At 65.6% G+C, this 12853-nt stretch carries 8 protein-coding genes; all 8 read right to left on the reverse strand.

Features of this window, described 5'->3' with window-relative positions; translation table 11 throughout:
- Positions 1–167: 167 nt before the first annotated feature.
- The gene (locus tag ACOYR3_RS12525; protein WP_422842708.1) at positions 168–2729 is read right to left on the reverse strand and encodes an SIR2 family protein; all 2562 of its coding nucleotides are present in this window, start codon (positions 2727–2729) and stop codon (positions 168–170) included.
- A 650-nt stretch (positions 2730–3379) separates the two neighbouring features.
- Complete coding sequence (locus tag ACOYR3_RS12530; protein WP_422842709.1) at positions 3380–4990, reverse strand: Fic family protein; 1611 nt, start codon at positions 4988–4990, stop codon at positions 3380–3382.
- Between the two features lie 162 nt (positions 4991–5152).
- A complete protein-coding gene (locus ACOYR3_RS12535; protein WP_422842710.1) occupies positions 5153–5575 on the reverse strand; it encodes a hypothetical protein in 423 nt (140 codons plus the stop codon).
- 354 nt (positions 5576–5929) lie between these two features.
- Positions 5930–9112 carry an efflux RND transporter permease subunit gene (locus ACOYR3_RS12540; protein ID WP_422842711.1) on the reverse strand — a complete coding sequence of 1061 codons (3183 nt, stop codon included), beginning with the start codon at positions 9110–9112 and terminating at the stop codon, positions 5930–5932.
- Between the two features lie 24 nt (positions 9113–9136).
- Positions 9137–10282 (reverse strand): efflux RND transporter periplasmic adaptor subunit, encoded by a 1146-nt coding sequence (locus ACOYR3_RS12545; protein ID WP_422842712.1) that lies wholly within the window; start codon positions 10280–10282, stop codon positions 9137–9139.
- Positions 10283–10332: 50 nt separating this feature from the next.
- Positions 10333–10944, reverse strand: coding sequence for a hypothetical protein (locus tag ACOYR3_RS12550; RefSeq protein WP_422842713.1), 612 nt, complete (start codon positions 10942–10944; stop codon positions 10333–10335).
- Between the two features lie 49 nt (positions 10945–10993).
- Positions 10994–12277, reverse strand: a complete 1284-nt coding sequence (locus ACOYR3_RS12555) for a TolC family protein (protein WP_422842714.1) — start codon at positions 12275–12277, stop codon at positions 10994–10996.
- A gap of 143 nt (positions 12278–12420) precedes the next feature.
- Positions 12421–12690: a hypothetical protein gene (locus ACOYR3_RS12560; protein ID WP_422842715.1), complete on the reverse strand. Its 270-nt coding sequence runs from the start codon at positions 12688–12690 to the stop codon at positions 12421–12423.
- Between the last annotated feature and the right edge of the window lie 163 nt (positions 12691–12853).

Below are 12853 nucleotides of genomic sequence, written 5' to 3' on the forward strand. Positions count from 1 at the left end.
CAGCGGTAAAGGATGTGGTGGGAGAGGTGACTGCAATGCAGCGATTGCGGCCTCTCAGCGTCGCCGATCGAACTCACGCTGACCGGCACCAAGCAGCCACTGGATCTTGAGACCACGGGGCGCTCGAACGTCAACAGTACGACCTCCGTGGGCGACCCACGGCCGGCTCACTTCTTGCGCTGCTTGTCGATGGCCTCGCTCATGCCTGCGAAGAAGTTGGCCTCCAGCGACCCAAGCGACCTGAATGCTTTGACACGCGTCTTGGACTCATGTGAGTCAAGGTCTGCTCCTACCCTCTCCAGCTCCTTGGCGATGGCCTCGGACTGCGCCTCGACCACCGAGTGCATGTCCATTGCAAGCGCGGCGTCGTACTTGGTTAGAGCTTCAATGGTCAGATAGGACCTGACGCGCTGCGCCTTATCCGAGACCTTATTGCTCCATAGCAGCTCGCCCAAGGTCTGTTCGTCTCCCTTGCTACCAACCAAGAGGTCCACTATTTGAACGATGCCAACATGGCTGACCATAAATTCAGCCAAGCGACCAAAATCAGACGGGGAAATGTCTTCGTACAGCGCACGGTCAGCAGTTACGAAGAGCGCCCGTTCGCCCTTACTGCAGTCAGCATCTAACAAGGCAAGCTGCAGCGCATCATGTTCAATCAGAATCGGTTGCTTGCCGAATTCGAGTCGAGTGGCATTGCTTCGCTCCAAAAGACCGTAGAGCTTCGTATAGGCGGAATTTTTGGCAGAGTTGGCGACAATAAACCCCTGCTTCTCAATCCAACGCCTAAGCTCCGTCTCATTTGAATATGGGGCTACTCGCTTAATGAAGCCATCAAAGTCTGAGACTTGGCCGTTGACAACCATATTTACATAGGCGCCTATGTAAACATTTATATTGCCAGCGCCGTGATACATTGCGTCGCTCCTAGCCAGCGCATCGAAGTCATCGCCTGCCTCCTTAACGTATGCCACTGCGGCGTTCTTGTGACTTATCATCTCATTCAAATAGCCACTATATGCAACCAGCTGGAGGCTGTTGCCGGCGCCTGAAGAAGCTGCCTTCAGTGTCCGAAGCGTATTGCTGTAGGTTCGATGGTGTGGATGACCCTCCACGAAAATCGGAAGCAGCAGGTTTGCATCGAAGTACAGTCTCCGCGGCAGCGTTGTTTTATGTAGCAGGGTACTCCTTGGTGCCTGAAAGGCCAGCTCAACCGCAAAGCTGATGCGCCCAAGCTCACCCAGCAACGCCCCCTCTTGCTCAGTTGGGCGCTGAAAGAGGCTTTCCACCGTACGCTCAACGCGTTCACGGTCGAAGGCGGAAAGACGCCCTCCGACTTCTAGCAGAACAGGGCGAAATGCCACATTATCGGGGGCCTTACCGGATGCAAATGCCGCCCCCAAATCCCAGCCTCTGCGGAAGACGATTTCCTTAAGAAAACTATGCATCACGTCAGAAACATGCTGTGGCGGCCTCCAACCTTCCTGAACGTAGGCTCGGTTGCACAGGCTGGTTACCAGCGTCTTTATCGCATCGTCGAGAAACGACGCGCCCTCGGGCTCACCTTTCCAGGCAAACCTCTTTCCCTTCTCAGACTCAACCTTGTGCCTACGAACAAGCTTTGCGTCAACTAGCTGCTTGACTGCCCCATCGACCAGGACGTTTACCTCCTTGCCTTTGATTCCAAGCGCCTTTCGAACACTCTCGTGCAAGTCAGGAAGACCGAGTGATTTCGGGTGGCTATCCTGCAGAGAGGCCGAGATAATTCCCTCAATGACAATTTCGCGAAGCGGAGTGTATTCAGAGGCAACACTAACTCGTGTATAGCACGCTGCAAGGTATTGCTTCGCTGCAGCATATGGATGATCGGAAGAAACCACCGGCCTGATTTTTTCCTTCTTCAGCGACCTGGAGAACTCAGCAATGCCATCCCACAGAGCTTTGTGCCGGTCGGCCGAGTCGTACTGCACAACCGTGATATTCAGACGATTCGCTTTATGAATCAGGTCGGAGGCATTGGAATCTGGCAGGATGGCCATATGACGACCTGGCGCAGCGTGCCCATACCGCTTTTCGATGGACTCCAGTACAAACTTTATCGCAGGGTCGTAGAACGAGAATCCCAAGAACAGAACCGGCCTGCGTAGAAACGTCTGAGTCAATAGGTCAATATAAATCTCATCGGATAGCATGACATTGAACTGCGAATCCGACAGCACCATCCTATTTGGCGCCTCAATGCATCCGTGAATCCGCGCCACATAGAGATCGGTTTCCCAAACCGCTCCGGAAAATGTAGAGTCTCCGAGCCGATAATCGCGGGGAGCTTGCTTTCTAGCGGTAGCAATTGCATCAATAATGCTGCGGTCGAAGTTGGTCGTCAAAACGGAACTGACCGGCAATGATGCAAGTGGCAAGAGAGGTGTCGCGTCATAGGAGTCAAGAATGCTCTTGAGGGTCTTATTCTTGTCCCCGTCGGGCACTTCGCCGCTAAGCCAAAAGTATTCTGCCGCCTTTGTCAGGCTTCCCTTCGCAATGAGCTGCGTCATCATGTTGGCTGTCAAGGCATCCTTTGCCCGAACAGATTCGGCCATTTGAGACAAGAGCGCCTTCCAGTCGGGCAACCCCGCCAACATTGAAACGCCCGCGCCGGTAAACATCACCGGTTCGGCTGCGTCTTGGAAGAACGACTTGAGGGCTTCAACTACAGACTGGGACGATTCGCTCATTGATGCGCTCGGTGTGAAACTGCTGTCCATTTTGCACTTTAAAGGCACATCGACCAGAGCTTCAAACGTGGGGTGCGAGTCGGCTGGCTTCCGGGCTGGGGTCTGCCTATGTCTCTTCAGGGTCGAAAGTCCTATTTCTCCGCTAGCGGGGGCAATCGTTGGCCCTGCGTCGCCGCCAGATCGTGGACCTACCCCTCCGCCCTGCCGCGGCCGAAGGGCAACTTCAGGCACAGCGGTCAGCCGCTAGGCGAGCCGGCCAAAGTCAGGTATCGGCGCCCGCCGATATTTGCCAGCGCATCCTGACCGTCTGCACCCAGCCTAAAGCCGTCCCTGGCGCAGCAGAACATCCATATTGAATGAAAAGTGCTGCTAGCCCTTTCTGGATAAGCGCTAGCAGCTATCAATTTTGAAGTGCGGAACTTGGGCGTGTTGGCTGCGGCCCCCTCGCTGCATTTGACTCTGCGCCGATTGCACTTTGCTCCCCAGAGTCCACTGCGCCACCACCTTGTGGCGAGGTTTTGCGACAGCTTGCTTCTCAGCGGGCTTGTCGTGGCGCCGCTGGTGCGTGGCAATCAGCACTGCCACAAGCCCGCAGATTCGCTAGCGACTCCTATTTTTCTTTAGCAATCGCCTTAATCTTCCATAAAACCCTATGGCGCAGGCGTCCCATGCCGCGTCATCACCTCTTTCACGGCTTCCACAATCGCGTCCTGCAAGTGGTGCAGTCGACCTCCCGGCGCAAAGATGTCGGGCTGGTCGCGGCGCAGTTTGCCGGTTACGGCCCAGCCGTTGCTGCGCAGGGACGCGATGATGCGGTCGGCATCGGGGTCGGGCATTTCCACCCATTGTTTGATGGCCTCGCGGGCGGCGTCGTTGTCGCGCAGGGCGGCGGCTTCGCGGGCCATTTCATGGTCTACGGTGTCGCGCAGCAGGTCGCTGAAGTAGCGCACGTGGGGGGTGAGGTCGGGGTAGCGCCAGGCGTGCAGGGCGTCTTGCTCCGCCGCAAAGTGAAAGTCGCTGGTCACGCCGTCGGGGTAGGTGTGCAGGGTGGCAAAGCGGTATTGGCCTTCGTATCGGCGCATCAGCGGCTTGGAGAAGGATTCGAGCACGCGGTCATAGGCGGCGCGCCCGGCGGGCGAGCCCGCGATGGTGGCCGACACGGGGATGATGAGGTTGGGTGGCACCGCGCCGTCGGCTGCCAGCAGGTGGTTGAACAGGAAGCGGTGCACGCGCCCGTTGCCGTCTGACAAGGGGTGCAGGTACACAAAGGCGAATGACACGGCCGCAGCGCGTGCCACGGTGGCGGTGCCTGCGGCGGTTTCTGCGCTGGCGTCTGCAGTGATGTCTGCTGGGGCGCGGCGGGTGCTGGCTTCAAAGCTGCGCAGGCCTTGCAGCATGTCTTGCACCGCAGCCGGTGGCGGCGCGATGTAGTGCACCACTTGCCCTTGAAAGCCCGATTGCCCCACAAACACGGGTGATTGCCGCACGCCCAGGCGCAGGGCGGTGCTGCCGAGGATGGCGGTTTGCAGTTGGGCCAGGCCTGCGGGCTCCAGCGGAGCCTCCATGCGGCCGCTCAGTTCGCCTATGGCGGCGGCAAAGCGCTTGACGCGGTCGCCTTGCTCTTGCTCCCGTTCAATGGCAAAGCTGGCGCGGGATTCCTTCAGGGTGAGCCACGCTGCGCTGCGCAGCAGCAGGTCGGCTCCGTAGGCGGTGTTCAGCCGCTCCACGCCAGCCCGCACGTCGTACAGGTTGCGCTCGGACTGCGGCCCCAGGTAAACCAGCGGGCAATAGCTGCGTGGGCCGGGCAGGTTGTTGCGCACCTTCCAGCGCTTGTGGTTGGCGGAGCGGGTGGCAGTGAGGTACAGGGCCGGGTCGATGGCATCCACATAGCCCACGTTGGCGCCGGTGTCGGGCGCGTCCAGCGTTTGGCCGGTGAACCATTCGTACAAAAAGGCGGTGCGCCGGGCGTAGGCGCCGGTGGGCGCGTCTTGGAGCCAGGCAGTGATCTCCAGCGGGTTGATGCGCTCAAACACGCGGGAGAAGAACTCGAAGTTCAGCCGCTCGTACTTGAGCCCAAATTCAAAGTGGCCGCGAAAGGTGTCGCTGGGCTGGTATTGCGGGGTCCAGGTGCGGATTTCGGCCGCCAAATGCAGTTCGGTGCGGTTTTGCGAGCCGATGTGACTGCGCGTGAACAGGGGCTGCACGGGTTCAATGCCCAGCATTTCGGCAATGCGTGTAAAGCCCAGGGCGGTGGCAGTCATGGCATGTTTTTTCGTCAGAGGTTCTTTATTTTGTTATGAAATCTTGATTTTTCCTATAAATCTTTATTGATTGGTGCAGGGCGTTGATGAGCGAGGCACCCAGCGCCCGGTGTTCGGGCGCTGGAGCCGCACCTGTGGCGGCCCGATTGAGCAGTTCTCCGCTTACTTGATCTCAAAGCGTGCGGAAAGCACCTTGCCCCCAACCGTTACCTGCGCCAGCGCCTTGGTGCCCGGCGCTACGCGAAAGCTGCCCTTGGCCTCCAGCCGGTCGCCTGCAGGGGCCAGTGTGGCTTCCTGCTTTTCAGAACCATTCAGCAGCGTGACTTTGGCGCTCGCCTTGCTCACGTCGGCAGGCTTGCCGTGGTCGCGCAGGTAGAGCTGCAGCACGTCGGGCTTGGCGACCAGCTCCAGATCCATGTCTTTCACCTCCACCACCACGCCGCCGTGCTGCGGGGCGTGGCTGTGGGCTTCACCGTGGGCGTGGGCGGGGAGGGCAGGGGCGAGCAGGGTGGCGGTGGTGAGGGCGGCCAGGGTGAACAGGCGGCGCAGGGGTTTGCTGATGGTGGATGGGGTGTTGAAGGGCATGGTTTTCTCCTGGTTGGTAAGTGGGTGAATGAATGGATTTCGGTGTGCTTGTTGATGGGCCAGCGCCTGCTTCCACCGCTCACGCTGAGGTTGTCGAAGCGCGGCGCGCGGTTTCGACAAGCTCAACCCGAACGGATATTTCAGTTTTTCAAAAGGGCCTCTCAATACAACAGCCGCATGGGCTGGACCTGTGGACGGCTTTGTGTGGCGCTTCGACAGGCTCAGCGTGAACGGCAGGGGGCGGGTTAGGTCATGGGGGCCGGGCGCCGATCAAAGCGTGGGCGCGGACCAAGGTGCATACCGGTGCCAGCGCAAGGGCGGTTGGGTGGGGGCAAATCGCCGTAGTCGTCTGCATCAAAACGCCTCCGCATCCCGCTCGTCCATCAGACGTTCGGCGCTCTTTCGGCCAAACAGCCAGAACAGGGCGGGGGTGAGGTAGGTATCGAGCAGGGTGGAGCTGATGAGGCCCGAGAAGATGACCACGGCCACGGGGTGCAGGATTTCGGTGCCGGGGCGTTCGGCCTCGAACAGCAGGGGGGCCAGGGCAAAGGCGGTGACCAGCGCGGTCATCAGCACGGGGCTGAGCCGTTCGATGGAGCCGCGCACGATGAGGGCGTGCGAGAAGTTCTCGCCCTCAAAGCGCATCAGGTTGATGTAGTGGCTGACCTTGAGGATGCCGTTGCGCACCGAAATGCCCGCCAGCGTGATGAAGCCCACCATGGCTGCCACCGACAGCGGCTGGCCCGACAGCCACAGCCCCAGCACGGCGCCCACCAGCGCGAGCGGGATGTTGGCCATGATGAGGGTGGCCAGCGTGGCCGAGCGGTAGCGGCTGTACAGCACCACAAACATCAGCACCAGCGACACCAGCGAGAGCAGGCCCACCAGGCGCGAGGCTTCTTCCTGCGCCTGGAACTGGCCGCCCAGGGTGACGAAGTAGCCCTCGGGCAGGCGCGTTTCGGCCACCACGCGGCGGATGTCGGCCACCACCTCGGACAGCGCCCGGCCCTGCGCGTTGGCCGAAAGCACGATGCGGCGGCGGCCGTCGTCGCGGCTGATCTGGTTGGGGCCGTCGCTGTCTTCAATGGTGGCCAGGCGCGACAGGGGCACGGCGCCCAGGGGCGTGTCGATGAGCACCTGGCCCAGGCCTTCGATGCTGCGGGCGGCCTCGGGCAGCTTCACCACCAGGGCAAAGCGGCGGTTGCCTTCCACGATCTGCGTCACGCGCTCGCCTTCCACCAGGCTTTGCAGCGTGGCCAGCACCTGGGGCGCGGGCACGCCGTAGCGGGCGGCGGCGGCGTAGTCCACGCGCACCTTGATCTGTGGGGCCAGCATCTGCTTTTCCACCTCCAGGTCGGCCAGGCCGGGGATGCCCGCCAGCCGCCCGCGCAGCGATTCGGCCTGGCCGCGCAGGGTATCCAGGTCTTCGCCAAACACCTTGATGGCGATTTGCGACCGCACGCCCGAGAGCATGTGGTCAATGCGGTGCGAGATGGGCTGCCCAATGCCGATGGCGGCGGGCAGCGGTGCCAGGCGGGCGCGGATGTCGGCCACGATGGCGTCCATGGGCCGCGTCAGCTCGGCGGCGGGGCGCAGGCCCACGTCCAGCTCGCTCACGTGCACGCCCTCGGCGTGCTCGTCCAGCTCGGCGCGGCCGCTGCGGCGGCCTACGTGCGTTACCTCGGGCACCTGCTTGACGAGCCGCTCGGCCTGCTGCGCCAGCGCGGACGATTCCGCCAGCGTCACGCCGGGGTTGAGCCGCAGCCCCACCATCAGCGTGCCTTCGTTGAAGGGCGGCAAGAACGTGGTGGGGAAGAACGGCACCGCCGCCGCAGCCACCAGCACGCCCACGCCTGCGGCGGCCAGCGCGGCGCGCGGGCGGTTCAGTACCGCCTGCAGGCTGCTCCGGTAGCCGCTTTTGAGCCAGCGCAGCACGCGCGTGTCGTCATGCCCCAGCTGCTTCATGCCCGGCAGCAGGTAGTACGACAGCACCGGCGTGATGGTGACGGACACCAAAAGCGACGCCAGCGTGGAGACGATGAACGCCACGCCCAGCGGCACGAACAGCCGCCCCTCCATGCCCGGCAGCGCAAACAGGGGCAAGAACACCAGCACGATGATGACGGTGGCATACAGGATGGCCGAGCGCACCTCCATGGAGGCGCGCGCCACCACCTCCAGCGGGTGCAGGCGGTGCTCAGGGTGGCGGATGCGGTCTTCTTTCAGGCGCCGCATGATGTTTTCCACATCCACCACGGCGTCGTCCACCAGCCCGCCGATGGCAATGGCCAGGCCGCCCAGCGTCATGGTGTTGATGGACAGGCCAAAGTACTGGAACACCAGCCCCGTGAGGAAGATGGACGTGGGGATGGCGGTGAGCGCAATCACCAGCGGCCGCAGCGTGCCCAAGAAGAAGTACAGGATCACCGCCACAAAGACGGACGCCCCGATGAGCTTGCCCTGCAGCGTGGTGATGGACGCCTCGATGAAGTTGGCCTGCCGAAAGGTGACGCGCGGCGCGTTCATGCCGGCGGGCAGCGAGGGCTTCATTTCTTGCAAGGCGGCTTCGATGCTGCGGGTGAGGGCAATAGTGTCGGCCGTGGGCTGCTTCTGGATGCCCAGGATGACGGCGGGCTGGCCTTCAAACCCCGCGTCGCCGCGCCGGATGGCGGGGGCGAACTGCACGGTGGCAATCTGCCGCAGCACGATGGGCTGGCCGTTGCGGGTGCTCAGGGCCAGGTTCTGCAAGTCCGAAAGCCGCGAGGTGCGGCCCAGGTGGCGGATGAGGTATTCGCGCCCGTTCAGCTCCAGAAACCCGCCCGAGGTGTTGGCCGAAAAGCCTTTGAGCGCGGCCTCCAGGTGCGTTTCGGTAATGCCCAGCGCGGCCATGCGGGCGGTGTCGGGCTGCACCTGAAACTGCCGCACCTCGCCCCCGATGGGGATGACCTGCGCCACGCCCGCAATGGCCATGAGGCGCGGGCGCAGCACCCAGTCGGCGTATTCGCGCACCTGCATGGCGCTGAGGGGCGGGGCCTTGCCGGTAGGGGCCTTGCCGGTGGCTGCATTTGCCGCTGCAGGCTCCGAGGCCGGAGGCGCGCCAATGGGGATGGCGATCTGCATGATCTCGCCCATCACCGAGCTGATGGGCCCCATGCGGGGCACCACGCCGGGCGGCAGGCCTTCTTCCATGGCCGTGAGGCGCTCGGACACCATTTGCCGGGCGCGGTAGATGTCGGTGCGCCAGTCAAAGGTCACATACACGAACGACAGCCCGGCGCTGGAGACGGAGCGCACGCTCTCCACGCCCGGCAGGCCGTTCATGGTGGTCTCCAGCGGGAAGGTGATGAGCTGCTCCACCTCTTCGGCGGCCATGCCGCCCGCCTCGGTCATGAGGGTGACGGTGGGCTTGTTGAGGTCGGGAAACACGTCCACCGGCGTGCGGGTGAGCGTGAACGCGCCATAGGCCATCAAGACCAGGGCGCTGATGATGACGAGCAGCCGGTTGCGCAGGCTGCTTTCCAGAATCCACTTGAACATGGTGCGGGGGCCTTTCGCGCGTGCTCAGCGCACCTGGTTGATGAGGTTGGCACCCTGCACGGCCACGCGGTCGCCCGCGGCCAGCCCGGCGGTGACGGCGACCGAGCTGCCATCCAGCGGCGCGGCCGTGACCACGCGCGGCGCAAACTGCTCGGCGGCGGTCTTGACCCACACGATGGTTTCGTTGGCGGGGTTCTTGGCCAGCGCAGTGCTGGGCACGCGCAGGCCTTGCAGCTGGGTGCGGTGCTGCACGTGCACTTCCAGTGCCTGGCCTACGGCCACACCGGCCAGGCTGGCGGGAGCTGCGCCCGCTTTGGCCGGGTCCGGCGCGGCGGGCGCAAACAGCAGCGGCAGGGCCTGCTCGCGCAGGCTGCGGGCCGCGCCCAGAAAGCGCAGCGGCACGCTGTGCCCGCCCACGGCAATGGCGGCACCGGCCACATCGGCGGACAGGGCGGGGTCGTAGGCCAGGGCCTCCACCTGCAGGCGCTGGGGGTTGACCACTTCAAACACCAGCTCGCGCGCATCCACCACCTGGCCCGCCACGGCGTTGGCCGAGGCAATGACGCCCGAGACAGGGGCCAGCAGCGCATCGCGCGCCTGCAGGCCGCCGCCCACGGCGTTGATGCGGGCCTGCAGGCTGGCGACCTCGCTCTCGGCCGCTTCAATGTCCTTGCGGGGCACGGTGTCGGCCAGCTCGCGCAGGCGGGCCAGGCGCTTGGCGGCCAGGGCGTGGCTGGCGCGCAGCTCGGCCAACTGGGCCTGCTGGCCTGCGCGCTCCAGCGTGCCGGTGGCGGGCTCCACATAGGCCAGCACCTCGCCGCGCTGCACGGCCTGGCCCAGCTGGGGCAGGCCCTTGGGGCCGGGCTGCAGGCGGCCCGCCAGCACGGCCTGCACCTTGCCACCGGCGGCGGGGTCCATCACCACGCGCCCGGGCAGGGTGGTGGTGCGGGCCAGCGGGGCCAGTTCCACCGGCAGGGTCCGCACGCCCATTTGCCGCTGCGAGGGCTTGGGCAAAAACACGCTGCCATCGGGCAGGCGGCGCGGGCCGTTGCCGGTGGCGGCGGGCGGGGCATCGCCATGGTCATGCCCTGGGCCGGCCCAGGCAAAGGGGGCCAAAGTGGCGCACAGGGCCAGGGTGATGGCGAGCAGCGGGAGGCGGCGGACGGGCATGGCGTTCGGTGAAGGGGTTGTGGGGGCGGCAAGCGGGGCGGTGCGGGCGGTCATGCGGCACCTCCGGCGGCAGGGGTGCTGCCCGTGCGGCGCTTGCGCCGCGTTGCCCGCAGGGCCAGCGCGATGGCAGCCAATACGGCGGCCAGGCCTGCGGCCCAAGGCAGGGCCTTGCGCCATGCGGGGGCCGAGGCACCTTCGGCGTGGGCGGCCTCGTCCCCATGCAGGTCCAGCGTGGCGGCCAGCAGGTCGCTTTGCGCGCCTGCCACCACGGTGGCGGCAATGGCGTGCTCGCCTTCGGGCAGGGGCTGGGGCAGGGCGGCTTCGTATTCGCCGGGGCCGTGGGCTTGCACGGGCACGGCGGCGCCGTTCACTTCCAGCGTGATCTGGGCGCCATCCACCGGGCTGTTGTCGGAGGCGCGGTCCAGGTACAGGCTCAGGTGCTGGCCTTGCAGCACGCCGACCAATTCAAATTCGTCCGACGTGGCGGCAAAGCGGGGCTGGGCCGTGGCGGCGGCGGCGGGAGGCGTCTCGCCGTGGTCGTGGCCTGCGTCGGCATGGGCGGCGGCTGTCCAGCCCAGGGTCAGTGCGGCCAGCGCGGCCCACAGGGCGAGGCTGGCACCGCGCAGGCAGCGCGTGGTGCGGGAAGGTTTCAGGGTCAACATGCTTGAAATCCAAGGAAAAGGGTTGTGCGAAGTGGGCATGGGCAGCGCCTCAGGGCCGTGGCGTGCCGTGCGTTGCCAGCGCCGTGGGGGCGTCTGCAGGCAACAGCCCGGCGGCCTGGCGCAGCGTGGACTGGGCGGCTGCCAGCTCCACGCGGGCGCGCTGCAGCTGGCGGGCGGCGTCGGCCGCCTCGGCCTCGGTGCGCAGGCGGGTGGGCAGGTCGGTCTCGCCCAGGCTGAACGACTTGGCGAAGAAGCCTCGGGCCTCCGCCGCCAGGCGGTGGCGTTCCTGCGCGGCCGCCCATTGCGCCTGCGCGGCATCGGCCTTGGCCTGGGCGCTGGCCCAGTCGGCGACCACGCGCTGCTGCTCGGCCTGCCACTGCAGTTCGGCTTCCAGCGCATCGGCCTGGGCCTGGGCCAGCTTGGCGCGGTGACGGTCGCCCCCGCCCAAGGGCACGCGCAGGGCCAGCGTGAGGCTTTGCGCGCTGGGCTCGCCCCGGCCATCACGGGTGCGGGTGGTGGAAAGGGTCAGCTCCGGGTTGGCGCGCTGTTGGCGCTCCAGCAGCGCCACCTGGGCGCGGGCCGTTTGCCAGCGCTGCCAGGCCTCGGCCACAGCGGGGTGCCCGGCCCAGTCGGCGCTGCCCGGCGCCGGGGTGGGCGCGGGTTCAGCATCAGCGTCGATGGTCTGCGGCGTGGGCGCCATGCCGGCCAGGGCGCGCAGGCGCTGGGCGGTTTCGGCCAGCTGGGCGTGGGTGTTGGCCTGCTCGGCCAGGGCGGAGGCCACGGCGCCATCGGCCTGGTGCTGGTCGGCGCGGGCCAGGTCGCCGCGCTGCACGCGGCGGGCCACGTCGGCGGCCAGCTGGCGGGCGGTGGCCAGGCGTTCGGCCGCCGCCTGCACGTCCACCTGCGCACGTTGCCAGGCCCAGAAGGCCTCGCGCACCTGGCCGGCGCTGCGCCATTCGGCCGCGCGCAGGCGGGCGTCCAGGGCCGTGGTTTCTGCATGGGCCACATCAGCGGTGCGTGCGCGCTCGCCGGGCAGCCACAGGGGCACGGCAATGCCCACCTCGTGTTCGCGGCTGCCCGCGTTGCGGTTCAGCCGGTCGGTCTGGGTGCTGAGCTGCAGCGCGGGTGGCTCGGGCGTCCAGCTTTGCGCGGCCTGGGCCTGGGCTTGCAGCGCCTGCTGGCGCAGCGCGGTCGAGGCCGCTTCGGGCTGGCGGTGCCACGCGGCGCTCACCCATTCGGCCAGGGTTTGGGCCTGGGCGGCGGAACTCGCAACCGCCGCCCACAGAAGCACCGCCGCGCACGCCGCGGCTTTGCTTCGGGAAAAGCAATTCATCCGGATCTCCTGAAAGTCAAAAAGAAAAGACGCAGGGAGATCGGCGCAAGGGCACGCGCAGCCGCAGCCCGGCCGCATTCAACGGCCAGCGCTGGCGACAGGGCTAACGAAGGAGGGGAGAGAAAGCCGTTGCCGTCCGCCGATCAGGCAGCGGCGGCCCAATTGGGCTTGTCCGGCGGCGCGAGGGCGCGGGTGGGCAGGCTGGGCGTGTGGCGTCGCGGCTGCGCACTGATCCCGTGCAGGGCCGGCGCGGGTTGCCACAGGGGAACGGCCACAGCGCCCCCGGCGTGGCAGACGTTGCAGTCCACATCGGCGCCTGCCAACAGGCCGGACGCATCGTCCGCATCCGCCGCCGGCGCGGCGTTGCCGTGCTGGTGTTCGTGGTGGCCCCAGTGTCGCTCGGCAGAGCGCATGCCCAAGCCGTTGGCAGCGCCGCGCTCATGCCGGCAATAGGCCGCCGCTTCAGCCCAGACGGATTGAAGCGGCAACAAGACCAGCAAGAGAGTGAGAAGCCAGCGGCGCATGCGCGGCGGATTGTAGGGCTGTGCAGAGGCCCTTGAAGCGATCACCGTTTCA

It is taken from the genome of Acidovorax sp. M2(2025) (assembly GCF_049330835.1).
Classification (GTDB): domain Bacteria; phylum Pseudomonadota; class Gammaproteobacteria; order Burkholderiales; family Burkholderiaceae_C; genus Acidovorax.